Annotated in this window: 27 protein-coding genes; 14 read left to right on the top strand and 13 right to left on the bottom strand. The window is 57.4% G+C overall.

Features of this window, described 5'->3' with window-relative positions; translation table 11 throughout:
* The first annotated feature begins 15 nt into the window (after positions 1–15).
* The 3 genes from groL (at position 16) to C1J05_RS16790 (ending at position 3,597) form a co-directional block, all read left to right on the top strand.
* Entirely contained in the window at positions 16–1,665 is a 1,650-nt protein-coding gene (groL, locus tag C1J05_RS16800) for a chaperonin GroEL (protein ID WP_114871250.1), read from the top strand.
* A 197-nt stretch (positions 1,666–1,862) separates the two neighbouring features.
* Complete coding sequence (locus C1J05_RS16795) at positions 1,863–2,726, top strand: NAD(P)-dependent oxidoreductase (RefSeq protein WP_114871249.1); 864 nt, start codon at positions 1,863–1,865, stop codon at positions 2,724–2,726.
* Positions 2,727–2,730: 4 nt separating this feature from the next.
* Positions 2,731–3,597 carry a DMT family transporter gene (locus C1J05_RS16790; RefSeq protein ID WP_114871248.1) on the top strand — a complete coding sequence of 289 codons (867 nt, stop codon included), beginning with the start codon at positions 2,731–2,733 and terminating at the stop codon, positions 3,595–3,597.
* Here the strand turns inward: C1J05_RS16790 and C1J05_RS16785 are convergent.
* Complete coding sequence (locus C1J05_RS16785; protein ID WP_114872406.1) at positions 3,545–3,997, bottom strand: NUDIX domain-containing protein; 453 nt, start codon at positions 3,995–3,997, stop codon at positions 3,545–3,547. The two genes, C1J05_RS16790 and C1J05_RS16785, sit on opposite strands and share 53 nt — an antisense overlap.
* Before the next feature lie 95 nt (positions 3,998–4,092).
* Between C1J05_RS16785 and C1J05_RS16780 the strand changes: the two genes are divergently transcribed.
* Complete coding sequence (locus tag C1J05_RS16780; RefSeq protein WP_433990452.1) at positions 4,093–4,893, top strand: esterase/lipase family protein; 801 nt, start codon at positions 4,093–4,095, stop codon at positions 4,891–4,893.
* Positions 4,847–6,040, top strand: coding sequence for an alpha-D-ribose 1-methylphosphonate 5-triphosphate diphosphatase (locus tag C1J05_RS16775; protein WP_254684632.1), 1,194 nt, complete (start codon positions 4,847–4,849; stop codon positions 6,038–6,040). The genes C1J05_RS16780 and C1J05_RS16775 overlap by 47 nt, the downstream gene beginning before the upstream one ends.
* 32 nt (positions 6,041–6,072) lie before the next feature.
* Here C1J05_RS16775 and C1J05_RS16770 read toward each other — a convergent pair whose 3' ends face one another.
* The 3 genes from C1J05_RS16770 to C1J05_RS16760 all read right to left on the bottom strand — a co-directional run bounded on the left by C1J05_RS16770 (position 6,073) and on the right by C1J05_RS16760 (position 7,948).
* Positions 6,073–7,149 carry a 5-(carboxyamino)imidazole ribonucleotide synthase gene (locus C1J05_RS16770; RefSeq protein WP_114871246.1) on the bottom strand — a complete coding sequence of 359 codons (1,077 nt, stop codon included), beginning with the start codon at positions 7,147–7,149 and terminating at the stop codon, positions 6,073–6,075.
* On the bottom strand, positions 7,142–7,630 hold the full coding sequence (gene purE, locus C1J05_RS16765) for a 5-(carboxyamino)imidazole ribonucleotide mutase (protein WP_114871245.1): 489 nt from the start codon (positions 7,628–7,630) through the stop codon (positions 7,142–7,144). Before purE ends, C1J05_RS16770 begins: the two co-directional genes overlap by 8 nt.
* Before the next feature lie 93 nt (positions 7,631–7,723).
* A complete protein-coding gene (locus C1J05_RS16760) occupies positions 7,724–7,948 on the bottom strand; it encodes a YdcH family protein (protein WP_114871244.1) in 225 nt (74 codons plus the stop codon).
* Between the two features lie 159 nt (positions 7,949–8,107).
* Between C1J05_RS16760 and C1J05_RS16755 the strand changes: the two genes are divergently transcribed.
* From C1J05_RS16755 to C1J05_RS16745, 3 genes are all read left to right on the top strand, one after another.
* Positions 8,108–8,521 carry an Hsp20 family protein gene (locus C1J05_RS16755; RefSeq protein ID WP_114871243.1) on the top strand — a complete coding sequence of 138 codons (414 nt, stop codon included), beginning with the start codon at positions 8,108–8,110 and terminating at the stop codon, positions 8,519–8,521.
* 3 nt (positions 8,522–8,524) lie between these two features.
* On the top strand, positions 8,525–8,749 hold the full coding sequence (locus C1J05_RS16750; protein ID WP_114871242.1) for a DUF1150 family protein: 225 nt from the start codon (positions 8,525–8,527) through the stop codon (positions 8,747–8,749).
* A 122-nt stretch (positions 8,750–8,871) separates the two neighbouring features.
* Positions 8,872–9,738, top strand: a complete 867-nt coding sequence (locus tag C1J05_RS16745; RefSeq protein WP_114872405.1) for a glycosyltransferase family 10 domain-containing protein — start codon at positions 8,872–8,874, stop codon at positions 9,736–9,738.
* Here the strand turns inward: C1J05_RS16745 and C1J05_RS16740 are convergent.
* The 3 genes from C1J05_RS16740 to trxB form a co-directional block, all read right to left on the bottom strand.
* A complete protein-coding gene (locus tag C1J05_RS16740) occupies positions 9,735–11,291 on the bottom strand; it encodes an AMP-binding protein (RefSeq protein ID WP_114871241.1) in 1,557 nt (518 codons plus the stop codon). The genes C1J05_RS16745 and C1J05_RS16740 overlap by 4 nt on opposite strands.
* 107 nt (positions 11,292–11,398) lie before the next feature.
* Complete coding sequence (locus tag C1J05_RS16735) at positions 11,399–13,108, bottom strand: bifunctional sulfate adenylyltransferase/adenylylsulfate kinase (protein ID WP_114871240.1); 1,710 nt, start codon at positions 13,106–13,108, stop codon at positions 11,399–11,401.
* Positions 13,109–13,245: 137 nt separating this feature from the next.
* Entirely contained in the window at positions 13,246–14,190 is a 945-nt protein-coding gene (trxB, locus tag C1J05_RS16730; protein ID WP_114871239.1) for a thioredoxin-disulfide reductase, read from the bottom strand.
* Positions 14,191–14,403: 213 nt separating this feature from the next.
* Between trxB and C1J05_RS16725 the strand changes: the two genes are divergently transcribed.
* Positions 14,404–14,904: an Lrp/AsnC family transcriptional regulator gene (locus tag C1J05_RS16725; RefSeq protein ID WP_114871238.1), complete on the top strand. Its 501-nt coding sequence runs from the start codon at positions 14,404–14,406 to the stop codon at positions 14,902–14,904.
* Between the two features lie 6 nt (positions 14,905–14,910).
* On the opposite strand, the gene C1J05_RS16720 is transcribed toward C1J05_RS16725, so the two are convergent.
* The 5 genes from C1J05_RS16720 to lgt all read right to left on the bottom strand — a co-directional run bounded on the left by C1J05_RS16720 (position 14,911) and on the right by lgt (position 19,225).
* Positions 14,911–15,768: a Hint domain-containing protein gene (locus C1J05_RS16720; protein ID WP_254684631.1), complete on the bottom strand. Its 858-nt coding sequence runs from the start codon at positions 15,766–15,768 to the stop codon at positions 14,911–14,913.
* Between the two features lie 346 nt (positions 15,769–16,114).
* A complete protein-coding gene (locus tag C1J05_RS21755; protein WP_205388977.1) occupies positions 16,115–16,258 on the bottom strand; it encodes a hypothetical protein in 144 nt (47 codons plus the stop codon).
* A gap of 279 nt (positions 16,259–16,537) precedes the next feature.
* Entirely contained in the window at positions 16,538–17,293 is a 756-nt protein-coding gene (pgeF, locus tag C1J05_RS16715; RefSeq protein ID WP_114871236.1) for a peptidoglycan editing factor PgeF, read from the bottom strand.
* Positions 17,290–18,345, bottom strand: coding sequence for a class I SAM-dependent methyltransferase (locus tag C1J05_RS16710; RefSeq protein WP_114871235.1), 1,056 nt, complete (start codon positions 18,343–18,345; stop codon positions 17,290–17,292). Before C1J05_RS16710 ends, pgeF begins: the two co-directional genes overlap by 4 nt.
* Positions 18,335–19,225, bottom strand: coding sequence for a prolipoprotein diacylglyceryl transferase (lgt, locus tag C1J05_RS16705; RefSeq protein WP_114871234.1), 891 nt, complete (start codon positions 19,223–19,225; stop codon positions 18,335–18,337). Before lgt ends, C1J05_RS16710 begins: the two co-directional genes overlap by 11 nt.
* A 96-nt stretch (positions 19,226–19,321) precedes the next feature.
* On the opposite strand from lgt, the gene C1J05_RS16700 reads away from it, so the two are divergent.
* From C1J05_RS16700 to C1J05_RS16680, 5 genes are all read left to right on the top strand, one after another.
* Positions 19,322–19,564, top strand: a complete 243-nt coding sequence (locus tag C1J05_RS16700) for an accessory factor UbiK family protein (protein WP_114871233.1) — start codon at positions 19,322–19,324, stop codon at positions 19,562–19,564.
* A gap of 253 nt (positions 19,565–19,817) precedes the next feature.
* Positions 19,818–20,318 carry a YbjN domain-containing protein gene (locus tag C1J05_RS16695; protein ID WP_114871232.1) on the top strand — a complete coding sequence of 167 codons (501 nt, stop codon included), beginning with the start codon at positions 19,818–19,820 and terminating at the stop codon, positions 20,316–20,318.
* Between the two features lie 39 nt (positions 20,319–20,357).
* Positions 20,358–21,173 carry a pyrroline-5-carboxylate reductase gene (gene proC, locus C1J05_RS16690; RefSeq protein ID WP_114871231.1) on the top strand — a complete coding sequence of 272 codons (816 nt, stop codon included), beginning with the start codon at positions 20,358–20,360 and terminating at the stop codon, positions 21,171–21,173.
* Complete coding sequence (locus C1J05_RS16685; protein ID WP_114871230.1) at positions 21,166–21,504, top strand: tRNA-binding protein; 339 nt, start codon at positions 21,166–21,168, stop codon at positions 21,502–21,504. The genes proC and C1J05_RS16685 overlap by 8 nt, the downstream gene beginning before the upstream one ends.
* Complete coding sequence (locus tag C1J05_RS16680) at positions 21,504–22,454, top strand: 2-hydroxyacid dehydrogenase (protein ID WP_114871229.1); 951 nt, start codon at positions 21,504–21,506, stop codon at positions 22,452–22,454. Before C1J05_RS16685 ends, C1J05_RS16680 begins: the two co-directional genes overlap by 1 nt.
* 2 nt (positions 22,455–22,456) lie before the next feature.
* Here the strand turns inward: C1J05_RS16680 and C1J05_RS16675 are convergent, their stop codons facing one another.
* Positions 22,457–23,044, bottom strand: a complete 588-nt coding sequence (locus tag C1J05_RS16675; protein ID WP_114871228.1) for a thymidine kinase — start codon at positions 23,042–23,044, stop codon at positions 22,457–22,459.
* Between the last annotated feature and the right edge of the window lie 403 nt (positions 23,045–23,447).

The following is a 23,447-nucleotide window of genomic DNA, read 5'->3' as shown; positions in this document are numbered from 1 at the left end:
TTCAGGAGCATTCAAATGGCTGCTAAGGACGTCAAATTCGACACAGATGCCCGCAACAAGATTCTGCGCGGCGTAAATATTCTGGCGGATGCCGTAAAGGTAACGCTGGGCCCCAAAGGCCGTAACGTGGTTTTGGACAAATCCTTTGGCGCACCGCGCATCACCAAAGACGGTGTATCGGTTGCCAAGGAAATCGAACTGGAAGACAAGTTCGAAAACATGGGCGCGCAAATGGTCAAAGAAGTGGCCAGCCGCACCAATGACGAAGCAGGCGACGGTACCACAACCGCGACTGTTCTGGCTCAGGCCATCGTCAAAGAAGGCATGAAATCGGTTGCCGCCGGCATGAACCCGATGGATCTGAAGCGCGGCATCGATCTGGCAACAGCCCGTGTTGTCGAAGCGATCAAAGCAGCGGCGCGCGACGTGTCCGACAGTGCGGAAGTTGCGCAAGTCGGAACAATTTCCGCCAACGGCGAAGCGGAAATCGGCCAGCAAATCGCAGATGCGATGCAAAAAGTCGGCAACGAAGGCGTGATCACCGTTGAAGAGAACAAAGGTCTGGAAACAGAAACCGATGTTGTCGAAGGCATGCAATTCGACCGTGGCTATCTCAGCCCCTATTTTGTCACCAATGCGGACAAAATGACTGTCGAACTGGAAGACGCGATCATCCTGCTGCACGAAAAGAAACTGTCGTCGCTGCAGCCAATGGTTCCCCTGCTGGAGCAGGTCATCCAGTCGCAGAAGCCACTGTTGATCATTTCGGAAGATGTCGAAGGCGAAGCGCTGGCAACTCTGGTTGTGAACAAACTGCGCGGCGGTTTGAAAATCGCAGCTGTCAAAGCACCCGGTTTCGGCGATCGCCGCAAAGCGATGTTGCAGGACCTTGCGATTTTGACAGGTGGTCAGGTGATTTCCGAAGATCTGGGCATGAAGCTTGAATCCGTCACAATGGACATGCTGGGTTCTGCGAAGAAAGTGCAGATCACCAAGGATGAAACCACCATCGTTGACGGCAATGGCGCCAAAGCCGAGATCGAGGCACGTGTTGCCCAGATCCGCGGCCAGATCGAAGAAACCACTTCCGATTACGACCGTGAAAAACTGCAAGAGCGCGTTGCCAAACTGGCAGGCGGTGTTGCTGTGATCCGTGTTGGCGGCATGACCGAAGTCGAAGTGAAAGAGCGCAAGGACCGCGTTGACGATGCCCTGAACGCGACCCGCGCGGCCGTGCAGGAAGGTATCGTTGTCGGTGGTGGCGTTGCACTGATCCAGGCGGCGAAGAAACTGGACGGACTGGAAGGCGCAAATGCCGACCAGAACATCGGTATCAACATCGTTCGCAAGGCACTTGAAGCACCGCTGCGTCAGATCGCCGAAAACTCGGGCGTGGACGGTTCGGTTGTTGCTGGCAAGATCCGCGAAAGCAATGACCCGTCGTTCGGCTTTAACGCGCAGACCGAAGAATATGGCGACATGTTCAAGTTCGGCGTGATTGACCCGGCCAAGGTCGTGCGCACAGCACTGCAAGACGCCGCTTCGATCGCTGGTCTGCTGATCACAACCGAAGCAATGGTTGCTGACAAGCCTGCCAAAGACAATGCAGGTGGCGGCGGCATGCCCGATATGGGCGGCATGGGCGGCATGGGCGGCATGATGTAAGCCAGCCTTTGGCACTGTGAAGTAAGGGAAAGGCCCGCCGGATTGGCGGGCCTTTTTCCGTTTGGCACCGCATCTATCGCGCTGCTGCGGCGCGCAAGATTTACGGTGGCGAAACATGCCACCCAAGCCAAAGGCAAATTGCGCCCTGTGCCGGTTCGCGTATGGTAAACCAACAAACCGAAACAGGGGGCACATAGATGGGTGACAGGCTTGGCGTTGTGGGTCTTGGCCGGATGGGTCGCGCAATAGCGCAGCGTCTGGCGGGGCAAGGTGCGGACGTTGCCGCGTGGACACGTTCAGGCATCAGCACTGCCGAGGCAGCGCGCTGGGGTGTGACGCCTTGCATGACGCTGGCTGATCTGGTCACTCGGTCAGATGTCATTTTGCTTAGCTTGTTCGATGAAAGCGCCGTGCGCGACGTGATGCATTCCCTGCTGGAATCAGAGATTTCAGGCAAGTTGATCATTGATACATCAACGGTCGCACCAAAGGTTCTTCAGGAGTATCTGGACAGAACCGTTTCGGCTGCCGGGTCTTTGATGGACGCACCCATATCGGGCGGACCTGAACTGGTTCTGGCGGGACAGTGCGGCGTCTTTGCCGGTGGAACCGCACAGGATTTCGCTCGCGCCGCGCCTGTCCTTTCGATGATTGCAGGGCAGGTGCATCACGTGGGGCCGTTGGGCAGCGGGCTGGCCATGAAAATCGTGAACAACAGCGTGTTGCAAGGGCTTTGGGCGGTCTTGGTGGATGTGATGCAGATCGCAAAACGATCTGGTTTGGCGCTGGATCAGGTCATGCCGGTGCTGGCGGGCGGGCCTGCCGGCGCGCCCATGCTGGCTGGACGCGTGCCTAGAATTCTGGGGCAGGATAAATCTGTCGGCTTTGATATTGATGGCGCCAGCAAGGATGCGGACGTGTTCGTAAGCGCCGCGCATGATCTGGGCCTTGATGTACCAACATTGCAGATCGCGCAGGAATGCTGGCGCGCCGCACAGGCAGGCGGGCAGGGACCCGACGATATTGCTGCGTTGATTTCAACTGCCTACGAAAAGGCCTGAGCCCGTGCGCCTGATCTTGCTGACCACCCTGACCATGATGGCCTTTGCTGCGAATTCCGTGCTGAACCGCATGGCAGTAGACGGAATGCACATTGATCCGGGCAGTTTTGCGTTGATCCGCGTTGTTTCGGGTGCGGTCATGTTGGGTATGATCCTGACGGTGCGCGGTGGCCCCGTACAGATGCAATGGCGCCCGCGATTGATCGGGGCCTTTTCGCTGTCGGTTTATATGGTGGGTTTTTCCCTGGCGTATCTGACACTGGACGCCGGGCTGGGCGCACTGATCCTGTTTGGCACGGTCCAGATCACCATGCTGGGGCATGCTGCGCGCCAACCAGGGGGATTACGCCGCCAACAACTGGTTGGCGCGGCACTGGCGTTTGGCGGGTTGGTCTATGTGCTTTGGCCCGGGCTCGGTGGACCACCCTATCTGAGTGGCGCGATGATGATGATTGCAGCGGGGCTGGGCTGGGCCGTTTACACGATAGCAGGGCGCAGCGCGACCGATGCGCTGGGTGCGACAGCTGCCAATTTCCTGATCGCGGTTCCGTTGCTGACATTGCTTCTGGTCGGGGGCGGCACATCAGTCACGTTGATCGGCGCCGGTCTGGCCATCGTTTCGGGGGCCGTTACATCCGGTTTGGGATATGCGCTGTGGTACAGTATTCTGCCCAGGCTGGACACCGGGGTTGCCGCTGTCGTGCAGCTTAGCGTGCCGGTGATCGCCATTATCGGCGGCGTTTTGTTTCTGGGCGAGGCGCTGACCCTGCGCCTTGTTTTGGCATCGATCGTCGTGCTGGGGGGGATTGCAATTGCCGTTACCACGTCACCTGTTCAAGCGGATCGTAAAGCGGCGCCTGCGCAGGACTGAACGCCAGCAGGCCAAGGCTGTCGGGTTTGTGGGGCAGGGCCGCCAGTTCGATGGCAGTGACCCACCGCCGGTCCGTGACGATGCCTTCGGGGTCGCACCAGTCATCGGATAAGTCTGCGGTTTCAACGGTACAGCGGAAAAACACCTCGACCTGATGAAAGCCGCTGTCAGGATCATGAAATTCGTTGATCATGCAGGGTGCGCCGACACGCACGCGCAATCCGGTTTCCTCGTGCACTTCGCGCGCCAGATTATCGGGCAAGGACTGGCCCGCGTCGGCACCGCCACCGGGCGCGCACATCAGGGGGCTTTTGCCGTCGGGCCATGCGTTCACAACCAGCAGGCGGTTTTCGTGTACTATGATGGCGCGGGTGGCCAATCGGACGGTTGTGGGGCGCATCACGGGCCTTTCATCGATAAGCGTGCACAAGAGGCCTTTTGTAGCGCTGCGTTTGCGACTATCTCAACCCCATGCGGATGGTGTTTGCCTTTTTGATGTTATGGCCCGGTGTTGCGGCGGCGGATTGCGTCGTTTTGCTGCACGGGCTGGCGCGTACGGATACGTCTTTCGTGTTGATGGAAACCGTGCTTGAGGCAAACGGCTATTCCGTCGTGAATGCCCAATACCCGTCAACCGAAGCATTGGTTCAGACTTTGGTGGCCGAAACCCTGCCAAAAGCGATTGCACAATGCGATGATGACACGGTGCATTTCGTGACCCATTCAATGGGTGGCATTCTGGTGCGCCAGTTTTTTCTGTACGACAAACCCGCCAAACTGGGGCGCGTCGTCATGTTGGGGCCACCCAATCAGGGCAGCGAACTGGTTGATATGTTCGATGATTACAAATCCTTTGGCTGGTTCAATGGCCCGGCCGGCAAACAATTGGGCACCGGACCCGACAGCCTGCCGCGCAAATTGCCGCCTGTCGATTTCGAACTGGGGGTCATCGCAGGTGATCAATCGCTGAACCCGTTTTTTTCCAGCGTGATCGAAGGCCCGGATGACGGCAAGGTCAGTGTTGCATCGACCAAGGTTGCCGGTATGGCGGATCATATCGTTTTGCCTGTGACGCACACGTTCATGATGAACAATCCGACCGTGATTGCCGAAGTGATCTTTTTTCTGGAAAACGGGCGCTTTGATCCGGATGTGTCCTGGACCGATGTTGCCCGGGAAACGGCGATCGGCATCGGGTGCGAGGCCGGAATATGTCTGGATGGTGCGCGCGGTTCCGAAACGCCCCCGGATGAAACAACGGGTAATCCATCCGGTCCGCCAGACGATGGGAACTGATGTTTGTTTTTCCATTCAGGGTGCCAGTGTGCTGCGCCCCGATGGCGTTTGCGACAACGCCGAACTGCATCTTGAAAGCGGTTTGATCTGCGCGGATGCGCAACGGCGCAAGATTGATTTGCGTGGTTATCTGGTGCTGCCGGGCATTGTGGACATTCACGGCGACGGGTTCGAGCGGCACCTTGCCCCGCGCCGTGGGGCGATGAAACAAACGGCGGAAGGGCTGATCGCGGCCGAGGCCGAGTTGGCCGCAAATGGCATCACCACAGGTGTCATGGCCCAGTTTCTGAGTTGGGAAGGCGGATTGCGTGGTGCGGCATTTGCCGATCAGGTCTTGTGTGCCATCCGCGACACCAGAGCCAGCCATGTTACGGACCTGATACCGCAGTTGCGGTTTGAGACTCATCTGTTGGATGAATACGCCAGTCTGCCCGAAGACATTGCGCGCTGGCAGGTGCCTTACGTTGTCTTCAACGATCATCTGCCCCATGACAGGTTGGCAGCGGGTAAACGCCCCCCACGTCTGACAGGGCAGGCGCTCAAGGCGGGACGCAGCCCCGAGGCGCACCTTGCGTTGATCGAGGGCCTGTTCGCGCGCACGCACGAAGTCGGCGCGGCGCTGGACCAGTTATGCGCTGATTTGCGGGCGCGCGGCATCCGGATGGGAAGCCATGACGATGCAAAACAACAGGGTCGCAGGCAATGGCACGACAGGGGCGTGCATATCGCGGAATTTCCCGAAACGGTCGAGGCTGCGGAAACCGCAAAGGCCGCTGGTGACGCTGTTATTCTGGGGGCGCCGAATGTGGTGCGGGGTGGTTCGCATAACGGCAACGCCAGCGCCGTGGATCTTATTGCAATGGGATTGTGCGATGCGCTGGCATCGGATTACCATTATCCCTCGCCCCGCCGCGCGGCGCTGATGCTGGCGGCCAGCGGCCTTACCGATCTGGCGGGTGCATGGCATCTGGTGTCTGCGGGGCCAGCGCGTGTTCTGGGATTGACCGATCGCGGCACGCTGGTTTCGGGGCAGCGCGCGGATCTGGTGGTGCTGGAACAAGGTTCACACCGGGTTGTGGCAACCATGGCTGCGGGGCGGTTCAGCTATCTGTCCGGTGATGTTGCGACGCGGTTCATGGCTGCATAACGCGACAGTCAGACCGGCATTGCCGGGGCCATTCAGGTTTTGGTACGGACAACCCGATTGACGTGGCCCATTTTGCGACCCGGTTTGGTTTCGGCCTTTCCGTAGAGATGCAGGGCGGTGTCCGGTTCTTTGGCCAGCAACGGCACACGATCCATATCGTGGCCAATCAGATTTTCCATCACGATATCTGCAAACCTTTGCCCGTCGCCCAAGGGCCAGCCGGCAATCGCGCGAATGTGCTGTTCAAACTGATCCGTGGTGCAGCCGTTTTGTGTCCAGTGGCCCGAATTGTGTACGCGCGGCGCGATTTCATTGACGATCAGGCCCTGAGACGTGACGAACAATTCAACGCCAAGTACGCCCACATAATCGAGTGCATTCAATATGTTCGCGGCCAGAAGAATGGCATCTGTGCGTTGCGAAGCGCTCAGCCTTGCGGGCACGGTTGTTGTGTGCAGGATACCATCGCGGTGCACGTTTTCGCCCGGATCAAAACAGGCCACATCACCATGTACCCCACGGGCGGCAATAACCGAGACTTCGTAAGAAAAATCAACGAACCCTTCCAGAATGGACGGCGCACCGGCCATATCATCCATGGCTTGCGCAACATCATCGGGCGATTTGATCCGCGCCTGCCCTTTGCCGTCATATCCAAAGCGGCGGGTCTTCAGGATGGCGGGCGCGCCAATTGTCGCGAGTGCAGCGGACAAGGTTTCTGCATCGGTTATGTCGGCAAAGGGGGCGGTTTTCAGACCCAAACCTTGCAGGAACGTTTTTTCGGTCAGCCTGTCCTGTGAGACGCGCAGCGCCTCGCGCCCGGGTCGGATCGGGCGGTGGGATTCCAGAATATCCAAAGCCGCTGTCGGGATGTTTTCGAATTCGTAGGTGATCACGTCGACTGCGTTGGCAAATTTGATCAGCGCATCGCTGTCTTCATACGCCGCTTGGGTGACGCAATGTGCAACATCGCCGGCGGGCGGGTTTGCGCCCGGTTCGAATATGTGGGTTCTAAAGCCGAGTCGCGCGGCAGCAACGGACAGCATACGGCCCAGTTGACCGCCCCCCAGAATTCCGATGGTCGCGCCTGTCTTCAGTGTCTCAGTCATCTTGGGGCACATCCGGGATCGAAGCAGAAAGTGCGGCGCGCCATGCATCAAGCCGCGTGGCTAGTTCTGCATCCAGAAGAGCCAGAATGCCAGCCGCCATCAATCCTGCATTGGCTGCACCGGGTGCGCCGATTGCCATGGTCGCCACCGGATAACCGCGTGGCATTTGCAGGATCGAATACAATGAATCCACACCCGAAAGTGCGCGGGTCTGAACCGGAACGCCAATCACCGGAACGCGGGTTTTCGATGCCATCATACCGGGCAAATGTGCGGCTCCGCCTGCGCCGGCGATAATCACCTGCAAACCGCGTTCTACGGCCGTTTTGCCATAGTCCCACAACCGGTCCGGCGTGCGGTGGGCCGACACGATGCGCGCCTCATAAGGGATATCCAGCGCGTCCAGAATGTCTGCCGCTTCTTTCATCGTGGCCCAATCCGACTGGCTGCCCATGATCAGGCCAACATGAGGAGATGTCATCGCGGCTATGCCTTTCGCCCAAAGTAAGAGCGGGCACTATAGCCAACGCAGGCAAGGGTGCAATCGGGTTTGCGCCTGCAAGGCAGCGGCTATTCAGGCAATGATATCGGGCGTCAGGCGGTCTTCGATCAGGGCGATTGTATCTTTCAGGCGCAATTTGCGTTTTTTCAGCCGTTGCAGGGTCAACTGGTCGGCCGTTCCCTTTTCAACAAGCGCTGCTATCGCATCATCAAGATCGCGATGTTCGCGCCGGAACACAGCCAGTTCCACCCGCAACACATCGTCGGTTTTCATTGAGATATCGATTGGGGCGTTCATCGCTGCCTGATTCCCGGTATTTGTCGGACAACCCAAGATAGTCATTCATTGTGATTTGGCAAAGACCTTGTCTGGCGCGATGTTTGACCCCATGTTTCTATCAAAGCGGTTGCCGAAACGGGGCCGCAACACACCGTCGCTTTTGCAAAGGACGCTTATATGACGAAACTGACACTTGGGGGGTATCCCCATCTGCTGGGGTTCGAGCAACTGGAACGTTTGCTGGAACGTACTGCAAAATCCGGAAACGAAGGCTATCCGCCGTTCAATATCGAACAGACTTCGGATTACTCTTATCGCATAACGCTGGCCGTGGCCGGGTTTGGTGAACATGATCTGTCGATCACCGTGGAAGACCGCCAACTGGTCATTCGGGGCCGCCAAAGCGAAGATAATGACGGTCGCGTGTTTTTGCATCGGGGTATTGCAGCGCGACAATTCCAACGCTCGTTTGTGCTGGCTGATGGCGTAGACGTCGGCGAGGCGATTATGGAAAACGGTTTGCTGCATGTCGATCTGACCCGCTCGAAACCGGAAACTATTGTACAGACGATTGCGATCAAGAAAGGGTAAGCCATGAACAGTCCATTTGAATTACCGGAAAGCGATAGCCGGATCGTCTATGTGAAAACCGTCGAGGTGGCTGACCTTCCGGATGCTGTGCGGCGTGAAGCAGGCGATCTGGAACATTTGTATGCCGTACACCGCGAAGACGGGGAACAACTTGCCCTTGTCGCAGACCGCAAACTGGCCTTTGTGTTGGCGCGTCAGCATGATCTTGCGCCAGTGGCGGTTCACTAAGAACGGTAAATCCGGGCGCGCTTTCGCCATATGACGCGAACATGATCTTGTGATTGCGCGGTGCGCCCGGTCGTTGCCAACGTGATGCCTTTTGCGCTAGCACGGCGCAAAGGATGCGGCACATGCAAGACCAGACCCCCGCAGTTGCGATATTGCCTTATGGCCAATCCCCGGGGGGGCATCTGGATCAGTTTCCGGCAGACGAACTGCATTGGCCAATTGGCCAGCCGGACAGGATGCGCGGCCAGCCGGCAAGTGCCTTGGCGTCCACAGACCATCTGATTGTCTACCCAAGGACCAGCACCCATTTTCGACCGGCCTTTGGCACGCGTGCGCAAGTGTCGATGATGGTTGTTGAACCCGAAGCGATCCATGCAAAACATCTTTGGTTGTTACGCTTTTCCCACCGGCGTTTTTTTCGTGTGCTCAGTTACAACGACGCATTGCTGGCGCAAATACCGAACGGCGTTTTTGTACCCTATGGCACCACGTGGGTGCCGGACTGGCGCGACTTGACGCTCCGGAAAACAAAATTAACGTCTCTCATCGCCTCGGCCAAACGCAGCCAGCAGGGCCATCGCCTGCGTCACCAGATCGTTCAGATGGTAAATGACGAAGGGTTTGACGTCGATATTCTGGGACGCGGTTACCAGCCTTTTGCGCAAAAATCAGACGGGCTTTTGCCCTATCGGTATTCTGTCATTATCGAAAACATTCAGGAACCAAACTACTTTACCGAAAAGCTGATAGATGCGGTTCTGTGTGAAACGGTACCGATTTATTGGGGCTGCCCGAATCTGGACAAGTTCATGGATGTGTCCGGCATGATCCTGTGCCGCGACGCCGAAGAGATCAGGCAGGCGCTGCAACATGCTTCGCCGGAAGATTACCAAAAGCGTCTGCCTGCGTTGCGTGCCGTCAAAGACGTCGCTGATACGTATGGCGATCTTGAAAAACGGGCCGCGCAGGCATTGCTGAACAGTCTTTAGGCTGCCAGACCGTCGCGCAATACGCGGCGCAAAATCTTGCCGGATGCGGATTTCGGTATGGCGTCGATGAATGAGACGTGGCGCACCTGCTTGTAATGCGAAAGATGCTCGGCCACGTGCGCCTTGACCTCGTCTTCGTTCAGAGACTGCCCGGAGGTCAACACGACAAAGGCCATCGGAACCTCGCCCGCTTCGTCATCGGGAATGCCGATCACGGCGGCGTCTGCGATTGCGTCATGTGCCATCAAAGTTGCCTCAAGCTCGGCCGGGGCAACCTGAAAGCCTTTGTATTTTATCAATTCTTTCAGGCGATCCCGGATGAACAGGAACCCTTCGTTATCAAAGCATGCGATATCACCAGTGCGCAGCCAGCCATCCTTGTCGATGGTCTGGGCGGTTGCGTCTGGATTGTTAAGATACCCTTTCATCACCTGCGGGCCGCGCACCCACAATTCACCTTCCTGGTTCGGGCCAAGGTTCTGCCCGCTTTCAAGGTCGACGATCCTGCATTCCGTATTGGGAAGGGTCTGACCGCATGCGCCCTCTTTGGGGTTATGTGGCGACATGACATGGGATCCGGGGCTTAATTCGGTCATGCCATATGCCTGGACGGCGATACAGTTCAGGCGGTTGGCCACGGCATTTGCTAGGTCTGCGCCCAGGGGCGCTGCGGCTGATCCGACATATTCGACCGACGACAGATCAAACTGGTCGATCATCGGGTGTTTGGCCAGCGCAATTGCAACTGGCGGAACAACCCAAAGCGCGCGTGCCTTGTGGTCTTGCGTCAGTCGCAGGAACAATTCCAGATCAAAGCGGGGCATGGTGATGATGCACGCCCCTGCCGCAAGGTATGAATTCAGAAGCACCATCATTCCGTAAATGTGAAAAAACGGCAGGAAAGCGGGCGTTGTGTCGCCTTCTTTCATATCCGCAACCGCCAGCACCTGATCCAGATTAACGACAAGGTTCCGGTGGGTCAGCATGACACCCTTCGGCAAGCCGGTGGTGCCCGATGAATAGGGCAGAACAACCACATGATCGTTCACGTCCACAGGCACCTGTTCGATCAGGGGCGGCCCCATCAAATCATCCAAAGGTGTTGCACTTTCACTCGTTCCGATGACCACGATTTCCTTGACGCCGGTGCCGTCAACGGCCGCCTTTGCAATGTCAAGAAACGCCGGGATTGTGAGCAGCATTTCGGAATTGGAATCAATCAGCTGATGCCGGGCTTCGTTTGCTGTATAGGTCGGGTTTATGGTTGTGATTGTTCCGCCCGCCCAAGCCACGGCATGAAACACGACAGCATAGGCCGGCATATTGGGGGCCATGATAGCGATGGTGTGGCCCTTGCCGAAACCACGCTCTGTCAACCCGCCGGCAAGGCTTTGGATATCAGAGATCAATTGACCCGCGCGCACCTGTTCGCCGCTGACGCCGTCAATAATGACAATTGCATCCGGTCGCGTTTCCAGCCCTTCGAAAACGCGCTGTGTGATCGTCCGGTCAACAAGCGGAAGATCTGCCATCGGGCTTTTGTAGATTGTCATGTGAACCCCCATTTTTTACCAAATATGACACAGTTTTCAGCTGTGCTGGCAAAAAATTTTCGGGGTACAATAGGCCCCCCGCCCGGCTGGGCGAAGGGCCTTGGAAATCAGGCTTTGATCAAGCCCATGCTTTCAAGTTTCAACAAAACCTGATGGGCGCAGTTGTCAACGTCGACATTTTCGGTTTCCACGCTGAGTTCCGGGTTTTGCGGAACATCGTAGGGATCGGAAATGCCGGTGAACTCCTTGATCTTGCCTTCGCGTGCCAGCTTGTAGAGACCCTTGCGGTCACGGCGTTCGCATTCTTCGATGGACGTGGCCACGTGAACTTCGACGAAGGCGCCGAAAGATTCAATGTCTTCACGCACAGCGCGGCGTGTTGTGGCATAGGGGGCGATCGGTGCGCAGATTGCGATGCCGCCGTTCTTGGTGATCTCGCTTGCGACATAGCCGATGCGGCGAATGTTCAGATCGCGGTGTTCCTTGGAAAAACCCAGTTCGGAGCTCAGGTTCTTACGGACAACATCACCATCCAGCAGTGTTACGGGGCGACCGCCCATTTCCATCAGCTTGACCATCAAGGCATTGGCGATAGTGGATTTTCCCGACCCCGAAAAACCGGTGAAAAACACGGTAAAACCTTGTTTGGAACGGGCAGGGCGCGTGCGGCGCAGTTCTGTCACAACCTCGGGAAAGGAAAACCATTCTGGAATTTCCAGCCCTTCGGCCAGCCGGCGGCGCAATTCGGTGCCGGAAATATCCAGAACCGTGTCGCCTTCGGGAACTTCATTGGCGGGATAATATTGCGCTTTTTCCTGCACATAGACCATGTGTTTGAAATCAACCATTTCAAGGCCGATCTCTTCCTCGTGGGTTTTGAACAGGTCCTGCGCGTCATAAGGGCCGTAAAAATCTTCGCCCTTTGAATTCTTGCCGGGGCCTGCATGATCGCGGCCAACGATAAAGTGGGTGCAGCCATGATTGGCGCGGATCAGACCATGCCAGACGGCTTCGCGCGGCCCAGCCATCCGCATCGCCAGATTCAGCAAAGACATACTGGTGGTGGCAGCCGGGTACTGGTCCAGCACGGCTTCGTAGCAGCGCACGCGGGTGAAATGATCGACGTCGCCCGGCTTTGTCATGCCGACAACCGGATGGATCAGCAGGTTGGCCTGCGCTTCGCGCGCGGCGCGGAATGTCAGTTCCTGATGGGCGCGGTGCAAAGGATTGCGGGTTTGGAACGCCACGATACGGCGCCAGCCGACCTTGCGGAAGTAGGCGCGCAATTCGTTCGGTGTATCGCGACGCGCACGGAAATCATAATGGACAGGCTGTTGGATGCCGGTCACAGGGCCACCCAGGTAAATCTTGCCTGCCTGATTGTGCAAGTAGTTCACGGCCGGATGCGCATCGTCGTCAGCGCCAAACACCATTTCCGCCTCGCGGGCCTTGTCTGGCGTCCAGCGGTCTGTGACGGTCATTGTGGCCAGAATAACGCCTTCGGCATCACGCAGCGCAATGTCCTGTCCGACCTCGATGCTTTCCGCGAATTTTTCGTTCACATCCAGCGTAATCGGCATCGGCCAAAGCGCGCCGCTTTGCAGACGCATGTTTTCAACGACTGAATTGTAATCGTCCTCGCCGAGAAAGCCCTTGAGCGGATTGAACCCGCCATTCATCAAAAGCTCCAAATCGCAAACCTGTCTGGGGGACAGATCCCAGCTGATCAGATTGCCTGCCTCCACCTTCAATTTCTGGGCGGATTCATATGAAACATAAAGCTCGGGAATAGGAGCGAGGTTACTCAACATCGTCATAGGATACTCTTTCGTTTTAACAACCGACTGGCGTAATTGCCCGTTCGCGCGCGGCTTAGCCGGTGATCATGGCAAAAGTCTAGCGTGATACGGTAATTCTTGGGGCGTTGTGGTAAATTGGCGCGCCCAGTGCACATTCACTCTTCGTTTTCAGCCAGAAATCGCTCGGCCTCAAGCGCGGCCATGCAGCCCATGCCTGCGCTGGTGACGGCCTGACGATATTTATAATCGGTCAGATCGCCCGCAGCAAAGACGCCGGGGATCGAGGTGGCGGTGCTGTCAGGCTTGGTCACGACATAGCCACCCATGTGGGTTTCCAGTACATCCTTGACCAGTTCATTCGCCGGCGCGTGTCCGATGGCGACAAACACCCCCTTGGCGGGAATTTCGGTAATTTCACCTGTTTTGGTATGTTTGACCCGAACCGCTTCGACACCCAAAGGCGCGTCCGTACCGATGACCTCTTCCAGTGTATGGAACCAGAGGGGTTCGATTTTCGGGTTTTTCATCAACCTGTCGATCAGGATGGCTTCGGCGCGCAATTCGTCGCGCCGGTGGACCAAAGTTACCTTTGACGCGAAATTGGTCAGGAAAAGCGCTTCTTCCACCGCAGTATTGCCGCCGCCGATTACCACGATTTCCTGCCCGCGATAGAAGAAGCCGTCGCAAGTGGCGCAGGCGCTCACGCCAAATCCCTTGAATTTCTCTTCCGAGGGCAAACCCAGCCATTTCGCACGGGCGCCGGTGGCCAGAATAATCGCGTCTGCCACGTACACTGTGCCGCTGTCCGATTGTGCTACAAAGGGGCGTTTGGAAAAATCGACTGACGTGATGATGTCGCCGATAATCTCGCAGCCCATCGCCTTGGCATGATCCTGCATGCGAATCATAAGATCGGGGCCTTGCACTTCGGTATCGCCCGGCCAGTTTTCCACTTCGGTCGTGGTTGTCAGTTGTCCGCCGGGTTCGATGCCCTGCACCAGTATCGGGTTCAGCATCGCACGCGAGGCATAAACGCCCGCCGTGTATCCCGCAGGGCCGGACCCGATGATCAGAACTTTGGTTTTGCGTGTTTCGGCCATGTGTTTTTCCCCGGTATAGATTTACGTGCTGGCAGCGGCCCGTTGCATATAGCGGCCCGGTCCGGGGGCGAAAAGCCCTTAAATCTGTCTGTATTGCATGGCTGCCCTGCATGTGCGAAAGCGCGTGGTGTTAAGAATGTTGCGCGCAGACGAAAGATTATTGCGCGCACCTGCGGTAGTGCTATAACAAACGCAAATTCCACTGGGGGTAACATGGCCGGAACGCGCCTTGATCCGATTGATCGCAAGATTTTGGCCGAATTGCAGGCTGACGGGCGCATGACCAATGTCGAATTGGCCAAGCGGGTCGGCATTTCTGCACCGCCGTGTTTGCGCCGGGTGCGCACATTGGAAGAAAACGGCTTTATCCGCGGGTATCATGCAGATGTGGATGCCCGCGAACTGGGCTTTGAAGTGCAGGTTTTTGCGATGGTCGGCCTGCAAAGCCAGGCCGAAGTCGATCTGCGCGCTTTTGAACAGCGCTGTCGCGAGTGGCCGCTGGTGCGCGAATGCCATATGCTGAACGGCGAAGTGGATTTCATACTGAAATGCGTCGCGCCCGACCTCAGCACTTTTCAGACATTTCTGACATCCGGTCTGTTAACAACTCCGAATGTGGCCAGTGTTAAAACATCGCTGGTTATTCGCGGGGCCAAGGATGAACCCGGCGTACCGTTCGACGTACTGGAAGCGCGTTTGGAAAAATCTGCCTGAACTGCGTCAGATCGCAGAAGCATCGTGATAACGGGCACCCGGCGCGTGCGGGTAGATCATCGGGCCAAAATCGGCGAGGTGGTGTATGTGATCAAACATCGACAGATAAATCTGGCGCAGGTTGTGTGACACTTCAGTCGATGCGCCAGTACCGGGGTGGTAGCTTTCCACTTCAAGCCCACCGGCAAAAATGATCGCATGATGTTTCAGGCAAAGATGAAACAGTTCGATCGGGGCGGGGGGCGTGACGTCAATCACGTTTTCCCCGTCAACGAAACCGCGCAGGGGGGTCAGCATTTTTTGCGCCCCGGCAGATGCGCGCAAATGATCAGGCGTATGCAGAATACGTGCCGCAGGCCCGGCCATCATGTAAGAGCTTGGGCGCGAGATGCCAAAAGCATCTGCCATCACCCGCGTCATATGGGTGATGCTGCTTTGGGATGACGGGCGGTCGGGGCGAAATGTCGTGGATCCGATCCACTGGACAGGGGATGCGTTTCCGCGGCCTGTCAAAATCTCGTCTCCGGGTAGCAGGTCTTCGATCGCCACTTCGCCGGTCGGCGTGGAAATCAGCGTGCCGCGGGCGAAAGCAGACACTGCTGCCTCGAAAAGCGGAATGGCGGGCGCGATGTGGGACGATGTTTCGATATCGCCGCGTGCATTCAGACAGGCGACTTCGTAGCGGCGCAGTGCGGGCGCTGCCTGCTGCGAAGACCGCCCGTCGAATGCACTGGGGCGCGGTTTCCGGCCATACATCGCCGGATTGATACTGGTACCAGCCGGAGAGACGGCTGCGGAGGGTTCCGCCCGAGAGAAGGCGGTGGAGGGACGCACCGAAGCTTCGGCGCTTGTGGGGGTCTTCATGCGATTACCTTTGCAGGTTATTCGCTTCTTTCGCCGGCCCCCACCGGATCAACGACAGAAGCAAAAGTTAGCTTCAATGTCTTGCGTTAGACTTAAAGTCGTCCGGATTCGGGTAAACTGTCAAAATTTTCGAACCATTGTTTTTCAAAACGGAAACAATTGTCGGGAAATGCATTTTTTGTTTCCTGTTGCTGCGAATGGCTTGCCATAATTTGGCCAAGCGGCTGGTTCGGCACAAAAAAACCGCCTCCGAATCAACGGAGGCGGGTTTCCACTCGTACTCGGGTCACAGGTAACACCTGCGCCTCGCAAGGCACCTGACCCGAGTGTAACGGGGCATGTGCCGTCAGGCGGTTTTCACTTTGGCCAATGGCGCGGAACGCTTGGCAATGAATGCAGCGCGGCGTGCGCCGCGAGCCCAGGGCATGCATACTTCTGTGGATGCGGCTGCCGCGGTCACTGATTTGATGAACCGTTTATTCGTTTTCATGATCTGCTCCTTGCTCTCAATAGGGACATGACGTCTTGATGCGTCCTGATTGCGAACAGAATGCCCGCGTAATAGGGCAAGGATTTGACGACAACGGATTTTATTGAAAAATCTTCTGGCACACCTTCCTGAATAACGCAGCCGTTGTGGCGAAGGCTTTACTGAACTGAAAACATTACGAAAAAATAAACGCGATCAGGGAATACCACGAGATTTTAGTGTTTCAGCTCAAGCAATAGGGCGTCAAATAGGCATGAACCGCCACGGTACTGCCCCAGTTCAAAGTGAAATGGCAGCGATCAGGCGTCCGTAATCCGCTTCCTTGGCGTGTACGCTGCGCCGATAGGAAAAAAAACGGTCCGCATCCGTATATGTGCAATGGCGTGTCCATTCCGCATGTCCGACACCCGCGCGCCTTAGCCTGTGCAGGCCAAATGCGGGAAGATCAAATTGCATCCGATCGCCCGCGCCATTGGCAAAGAAGCGCGCGTTGTCGTGATCATCGGCCAGGAATTCATCCAGAAAATCCGGCCCGACCTCGTAAGCAGACTGGCTGATACATGGGCCTATTGCGGCGTTTATGTTTTCGCGATTTGCACCCAAGGCTTCCATCGCTTCGATCGTCGCTTCCAGAATACCGTCCAATGCGCCGCGCCATCCTGCATGGGCTGCACCGATAATGCCGGCCTTTGGATCGTGAAACAAAACCGGCTGGCAGTCGGCCGACAATACGGAAAGCGCCAGTCCGGGCGTCGCGGTAACCATCGCGTCGGCGCGCGGTTTTTCGGACAGGGGGTCGGTCAGGGTCACGACATCTGTGGAATGAACCTGATGCACAGATACCAGATGGTCATGGGCAACGTTCATCGCGTCCGCCACGCGCGCCCGGTTGATCGCTACCATGTCGGATTGATCCGAACTGCCCGCGCCGCAATTCAATCCAGAAAAAACCCCCGAAGATGCCCCGCCACGCCGCGTGAAAAACCCATGGCGGGCAGGGGTCAAAGCATCTGCGGTAATGATTTCAAGCGTCATGGATCCAGTCCGGGCGGGGGCGGGCCGTTTGTCGGGAACAGGCCCAGCGTCTTGAACAGGTTTCCCATTTCTGTCGGGTGCGTCAACCTGTGATGGGCTACGATCACGTCCTTGCGCGCCTGACAGCCGGTTTTGGCCAGTGCTTCTGCACGTTGCGAGATGCCAAGCCGTTCCAGAAAGATGCCCTGGGGGGTGACGCGTGTATGGGCACAGGGCACGTCCGCGCATAACGCTTCGAAGTCGACATGTGCCGTCAGATCGGCCTGACCGGGGGCCGACAGGGGATCGACATATTCATGCGCTCTTACGGCCTGCAACGTGTCGCCCAATGTCCGCCAGTCGCCATAGTCAATGATCAATCCCGCACCGCCAAAGGTTTCGATCCGGTGCCCGATATCATCCAGAATGGCCTGCGCGGGGCGGCAGGTTTCGATCAGATCGCCGTCTTTGGTATCTTCCAGACGATGATCCAGATCCGCCCATTTACCGGGCGGCCCCAGCCCAAAGGCAAGTTTTCCGTCAGGGGCGCCGATGCAGCGTTCACGCCACCCCGGTCCGGTGCGCACAAACTGGCGAATGGGCAGAGCATCAATAAATTCGTTCGCGACAAGAAAAAGTGGCGCATCCGGCAAGTGATTGGTTGTTTCGATCCAGTGTACGGCGCTGCCCAGCAACATGTCCCGTTGCTTTTGTCGTAGCACGGGGCTGGCTTCGATCAGGGTGATCTGCGCGGCGTCCAGAAAACCGGGGACGGATTTCGTGGCCCGCAGGATATCGGCCATGAGCGTCCCCCGTCCGGGGCCAAGTTCGGCCAGTGTGAAGGGGGCAGGGCACCCCTGATCCATCCAAGCCTGAGCCAGAGCCAGCCCGATCAGTTCGCCGAACATCTGGCTGATCTCGGGCGCGGTCGTAAAGTCGCCCGCTGCGCCCAAAGGATCACGGGTTGTGTAATAGCCCAGCGTTGGGTGCAACAAACAATCCGTCATGTATTCAGCGACGCTAAGCGGCCCTTCGCGGGCAATTCGATCCAGTAAATGCGCCTCAAGCGTCATGGTGTCGCCGTGCGTTTCTGATCAGATACACCCCCAGCACGATCATCGGCAGGGACAACAATTGCCCCATCGTCAGGCCGTACCCCCCGATATGCAACGCAAGGCCCAACGGATTGCCCGGGGTGATGAACTGTGCATCCGGCTGGCGGACAAACTCGACCGCAAACCGGGCCAGACCATAGCCGGCAAAGAATGCGCCTGCGATGCGCCCGGGCGATTTCAACCCGTCGCGCCGCCAGACCAGCCAGATCAGGACAGCGCCAAGGATCAGACCTTCCAGCACGGCCTCGTAAAGTTGCGATGGGTGGCGGGCGCACAGGCCTATCACGCCATCACATGACTGGGCCGCTTCACCGGGAAACACAACGCCCCAAGGCAGATCGGTCGGGCGGCCCCACAATTCGGCATTGATGAAGTTGGCAAGCCGTCCCAGCAACAAACCCGGCGGTACACCCAGCGCCATGATGTCGGCAGCGGACAATTTGCTGATGTTGTGGCGCTTTGTGTAAAGAAATCCGGCAAGTATGACACCCAGCAGACCACCGTGAAAGGACATGCCGCCTTGCCAGACCTGCAGGATCAGCGCCGGGTTTTGCAGGTAGTAACCCGCCTGATAAAACAGAACATAACCTAGCCGGCCGCCCAGAATGACGCCCAGTATCACCCAAGTCAGCAAATCTTCGATCTGCTGCGGGGTCATCACTGCCTTGTTGTGGGCCCATAGTTGTGGTGTTCGAACGGCGCGCAACACCAGACGCCAGCCCGCAACGATACCCACGATATAGGCCAGCGCGTACCAGCGCAGCGCCAGATGGAAGCCAAAGATGTCGATGGCAAAAATCTCGGGCGAGATGTCAGGAAAGGGAAGAACAGCGTGCATATGCGTCTGAATGCCTTTGGCCGTGCGGGGAAGTCAACCTTGTGGTCGATGCGCACAATGCCCATATAGATCGCAACGGTAAAGGAGTGCACGCAAATGCAGACCCGCAACAAAATCATGGACGATATTTCGCAGTTGATGACCAATGCGATGGGCGTGGCGCAAGGCGCAAAGGACGAGGCGGAAACGGCTATGTCTTCGATGATCGATCGCTGGTTGGCCGATCGCGATTTCGTGACCCGCGAAGAATTCGATGCGGTCCGCGCAATGGCGCAAAAAGCGCGGGAAGAGAATGAGGCACTGAAGGCGCGGCTTGATGCGCTTGAGGCCAAAGGCTGAGCCGCAGCGCCGTTTGCGCGTTCATTTCGTGATCTGAAACAGTGAGGCTGGAGCTGTCCATATTGTGGGCAGTTTTCCGACCTATCCACAACTTATTGCGGCTGTCCCCAAAATTGGGGGTTGCCAGATGCAGTTGCACACTCCACCATATATAGTATGGGACCGGGGGTTCGCCCCGGCCCGTAGAGCAGGCACCTAGCGCTTGGGGCGCTGCCGCCCCACATCGCTAGAAGCGATCATAAGAGGTGGCACCATGGCCCTTTCCGAGCAGTATCTGGAAGAAGACCTTCACCCTATCGACATCGTCGAACATCTGGCCGAACACCACGAATGGGATTTCGATCGTATTGGTGATGACCAGATCGCCATGGCGGTCGAGGGACAATGGCGGACCTATTCGATCACGCTGGCTTGGTCCGGCTATGACGAGACTTTGCGAATGGTGTGCTCTTTCGAAATGGAGCCGCCAGAAGACAAGCTACCGCAGCTTTACGAGTTGCTGAATTCGGTGAACGATCAATGCTGGGCCGGGGCGTTTACCTACTGGCCCGAGCAGAAGCTGATGGTTTACCGGTACGGCTTGGTTCTGTCCGGCGGGCAGGTCGCCGGTCCGGATCAGATTGACACGATGATAGGCGCCGCAGTGAACAGCGCAGAACGCTACTACCCGGCTGTGCAGCTTGCAGTCTGGGGCGGGAAAACTGTCCGCCAGGCGATGCAGGTCGCCATTGCAGAGGCCTACGGGCGCGCGTAAAACTGCCCCCTGAACGGCACGCCGGATCAGGGGGCAACTATGAACATGAAAATCGTGGCAGACCGGGGCCTTGTGCTGCTGGGCTGTGGAAAAATGGGGTCTGCGATGCTTGCCGGATGGCTGGCCGGCGGATTGCCCCCTCAATCGGTCTGGGTGAATGATCCTTACCCATCGGATTGGCTGAAACGGCAAGGCGTGCATCTGAACACTGATCTGCCCAACGCTCCGGCCATCGTTCTGGTGGCTGTCAAGCCGCAAATGATGGCCGAAGCATTGCCGACACTGGCGCAGATGGGCAACGGCGCAACCTTGTTCGTGTCCGTCGCTGCGGGAACGCCGATAGCGTTCTACGAACGGGTTCTGGGCGCGGATACCCCGGTGATCCGCGCCATGCCGAACACACCTGCGGCAATCGGAAAGGGGATTACGGCATTGATCGGTAACGCAAATGCGGATGCGTCAAGCATGGCGCTGGCCGAAGCGTTGTTGCAGGCTGTCGGGCAGACCGTCCGCCTGGAAAGCGAAGCGCAGATGGATGCGGTGACAGGCGTCAGCGGGTCAGGCCCCGCCTATGTGTTTCATCTGATCGAAACACTTGCGGCAGGTGGTGAGGCGCAGGGATTGCCCGCAGATCTTGCCATGCAGTTGGCCAAGGCCACTGTCGCGGGGGCCGGTGCGCTTGCTGAAGCCGCCGAAGAAACGCCCGCACAATTGCGGGTAAATGTGACCAGCCCCAACGGCACGACCCAAGCTGCGCTTGAGGTTCTGATGGATGAAAAACAAGGTTTTCCCGCCTTGTTGCCCAGGGCTGTCAAGGCAGCGAGCGAAAGATCGAAGGAGTTGTCGGGTGGCTGAGATTGATTTTGAAGACTTCCTGAAAGTGGATATTCGCGTCGGTCGCATCGTGCGCGCCGAACCCTTTCCCGAAGCGCGCAAACCGGCTTTCAAGCTGTGGATTGATTTCGGCGAAGAGATCGGCGAACGAAAAAGTTCGGCCCAGATCACAAAGCACTATGATCCCGACACCCTGATCGGGAAATCGGTCATGGCCGTGGTCAATTTTCCGCCCCGCCAGATCGGACCGGTCAGATCGGAGGTACTGGTGCTGGGCGTATCGGACAATAACGGGGATATTGTTCTGATCGCGCCGGACAAGGACGTCCCCTTGGGCGCGCGGATGCACTGATGGATATCTTGATATCTCGCCCGTTGCCTTCGGCGGTTCTGGATGCGCTCGAGCCGGATTTCAACGTGGCCGTGCGGGCGCAAACCACACCCCTGACACCTGATGAACTGCGCAAGGCTTTAACCGATTACGACGCGGTCATGCCAACATTGGGAGATTTGTTCTCGGCCGAGGTTTTTGCCGATGTTCCAACGCCCCGCTGCCGGTTGCTGGCCAATTTCGGTGTCGGATACAACCATCTGGATGTAAGTGCCGCCAGAGCGGCTGGTGTGCTGGTGTCCAACACGCCGGGGGCTGTCACCGATGCCACCGCCGATATCGCGATGACACTGATGCTGATGGCTGCAAGACGCGCGGGCGAAGGCGAACGGCTTGTGCGATCTGGTCAATGGGAAGGCTGGCACCCGACACAGATGCTGGGGCTTCACCTGAGCGGAAAAACCGTTGGTATCGTCGGCATGGGCCGGATCGGTCAGGCTATTTCGCAACGCTGCCATTTCGGGTTCGGAATGCAGGTAAAATATTTCAACCGAAGCGAAAAAACGCTGAGTTTTCCGGCAGAACGTATCGCCACTCTGACAGATCTGGCCGCGCAGGTTGATGTTCTGGTGCTGGCTGTACCGGCGGGGGCCGCAACACATCATCTGGTTGATGGGAACATTCTTCAGGCAATGCGGTCCAGCGCACATCTGATCAACATTGCCCGCGGTGACGTGATCGACGAAAACGCTTTGATTACAGCGCTAGAGGACGGCCAGATCGCCGGTGCCGGGCTTGATGTTTATGAATTCGAACCCAAGGTGCCCAAAGCGCTGATCGCGTTGGAAAACGCGGTTCTGCTGCCGCATCTCGGGACATCGGCACTCGAGGTGCGTGTATCGATGGGGATGATGGTGGTGGATAATCTACGCGCGTTCAAAGACGGCAAGCCGCTGCCAAATCCGGTGTGACATCAGACAGGTGCGTCGCCGGTGGCGGCGCGCCAATGTCGTCGGCACAGCGACACATAGGTTTCATTTCCGCCGATCTGTACCTGTGCCCCGTCGGTCACTACCTTACCGTTTGCGTCCTGCCGGATCACCATCGTTGCCTTTTTTCCGCAATGGCAGATGGTGCGCACTTCACGCATTTCGTCAGACAGGGCCAGCAATTCGGCAGAACCGGGAAACAGCGCGCCGCGAAAATCGACCCGCAGCCCGTAGCACATGACCGGCACGTTCAGATCGTCGACGGCACGGGCCAGTTGCCACACCTGATCTTTCTCAAGAAACTGGGCTTCGTCCACAAACACGCAGGCAACGGGGCCGAATTGCATCCGTGATTGCAGTTTCGCAAACAGATCTTCGCCCGGAGCAAATGTGTCTGCAGGTTCTCCTATGCCGATCCGCGATGCGATTCGTCCCTCTCCGGCGCGTTTGTCGAACTGGGCGGTCAAAAGATAGGTCTGCATACCGCGCTCGCGATAGTTATGCGCAGCCTGCAACAGAACCGTCGATTTACCGGCATTCATGGTGGAAAAATGAAAATACAGCTTGGCCATGCGCCCAGTTACGATGATCGGCCCCGCCCGGCAAGTCTATCCAGGGTGGGGCCGATGCTGGTGTCGCAAAATGCGATGGGAACAGAACCGTTACAAACTCTATTGTCACCAAACAACGCATCCAAGGGGGACACCGGCAGGAACCGCCGGATGCAAGGAAACGTCTCTGGTTCAATAGACCCGCGCATCACCTGCCCAAAAGCCGGACATGCCGACCCTTACAAACAGGTAACGCGACGGGCCCCACCCTGAAACCGATGTAGTGGGCACCGGCAACTCGTACCTTCCCGAAAACCTATGGGACGGTTTATAAATGACATTTCCCTTGAAACAGATTAATGGGAAAAGACTTTACGGTTTCCCCGCTTGGGGTCTTGTATCGGGGTTGTAACAGGGAGCGTTG

The sequence above is a fragment of the Sulfitobacter sp. JL08 genome (genome assembly GCF_003352045.1).
Taxonomy (GTDB): Bacteria; Pseudomonadota; Alphaproteobacteria; order Rhodobacterales; family Rhodobacteraceae; genus JL08.
Note: the sequence above shows the minus strand (reverse complement) of the source record. Positions and strands in the feature narration are given on the sequence as shown.

Coding starts and splice junctions, on each gene's coding strand:
- groL (WP_114871250.1), top strand. CDS start 16: ATGGCTGCTAAGGACGTCAAATTCGACACAGATGCCCGCAACAAGATT.
- C1J05_RS16795 (WP_114871249.1), top strand. CDS start 1,863: ATGGGTGACAGGCTTGGCGTTGTGGGTCTTGGCCGGATGGGTCGCGCA.
- C1J05_RS16785 (WP_114872406.1), bottom strand. CDS start 3,997: ATGCGCCCCACAACCGTCCGATTGGCCACCCGCGCCATCATAGTACAC.
- C1J05_RS16780 (WP_433990452.1), top strand. CDS start 4,093: ATGTTATGGCCCGGTGTTGCGGCGGCGGATTGCGTCGTTTTGCTGCAC.
- C1J05_RS16775 (WP_254684632.1), top strand. CDS start 4,847: ATGAAACAACGGGTAATCCATCCGGTCCGCCAGACGATGGGAACTGAT.
- C1J05_RS16770 (WP_114871246.1), bottom strand. CDS start 7,149: ATGACTGAGACACTGAAGACAGGCGCGACCATCGGAATTCTGGGGGGC.
- purE (WP_114871245.1), bottom strand. CDS start 7,630: ATGACATCTCCTCATGTTGGCCTGATCATGGGCAGCCAGTCGGATTGG.
- C1J05_RS16760 (WP_114871244.1), bottom strand. CDS start 7,948: ATGAACGCCCCAATCGATATCTCAATGAAAACCGACGATGTGTTGCGG.
- C1J05_RS16755 (WP_114871243.1), top strand. CDS start 8,108: ATGACGAAACTGACACTTGGGGGGTATCCCCATCTGCTGGGGTTCGAG.
- C1J05_RS16750 (WP_114871242.1), top strand. CDS start 8,525: ATGAACAGTCCATTTGAATTACCGGAAAGCGATAGCCGGATCGTCTAT.
- C1J05_RS16745 (WP_114872405.1), top strand. CDS start 8,872: ATGCAAGACCAGACCCCCGCAGTTGCGATATTGCCTTATGGCCAATCC.
- C1J05_RS16740 (WP_114871241.1), bottom strand. CDS start 11,291: ATGACAATCTACAAAAGCCCGATGGCAGATCTTCCGCTTGTTGACCGG.
- C1J05_RS16735 (WP_114871240.1), bottom strand. CDS start 13,108: ATGACGATGTTGAGTAACCTCGCTCCTATTCCCGAGCTTTATGTTTCA.
- trxB (WP_114871239.1), bottom strand. CDS start 14,190: ATGGCCGAAACACGCAAAACCAAAGTTCTGATCATCGGGTCCGGCCCT.
- C1J05_RS16725 (WP_114871238.1), top strand. CDS start 14,404: ATGGCCGGAACGCGCCTTGATCCGATTGATCGCAAGATTTTGGCCGAA.
- C1J05_RS16720 (WP_254684631.1), bottom strand. CDS start 15,768: ATGAAGACCCCCACAAGCGCCGAAGCTTCGGTGCGTCCCTCCACCGCC.
- C1J05_RS21755 (WP_205388977.1), bottom strand. CDS start 16,258: ATGAAAACGAATAAACGGTTCATCAAATCAGTGACCGCGGCAGCCGCA.
- pgeF (WP_114871236.1), bottom strand. CDS start 17,293: ATGACGCTTGAAATCATTACCGCAGATGCTTTGACCCCTGCCCGCCAT.
- C1J05_RS16710 (WP_114871235.1), bottom strand. CDS start 18,345: ATGACGCTTGAGGCGCATTTACTGGATCGAATTGCCCGCGAAGGGCCG.
- lgt (WP_114871234.1), bottom strand. CDS start 19,225: ATGCACGCTGTTCTTCCCTTTCCTGACATCTCGCCCGAGATTTTTGCC.
- C1J05_RS16700 (WP_114871233.1), top strand. CDS start 19,322: ATGCAGACCCGCAACAAAATCATGGACGATATTTCGCAGTTGATGACC.
- C1J05_RS16695 (WP_114871232.1), top strand. CDS start 19,818: ATGGCCCTTTCCGAGCAGTATCTGGAAGAAGACCTTCACCCTATCGAC.
- proC (WP_114871231.1), top strand. CDS start 20,358: ATGAACATGAAAATCGTGGCAGACCGGGGCCTTGTGCTGCTGGGCTGT.
- C1J05_RS16680 (WP_114871229.1), top strand. CDS start 21,504: ATGGATATCTTGATATCTCGCCCGTTGCCTTCGGCGGTTCTGGATGCG.
- C1J05_RS16675 (WP_114871228.1), bottom strand. CDS start 23,044: ATGGCCAAGCTGTATTTTCATTTTTCCACCATGAATGCCGGTAAATCG.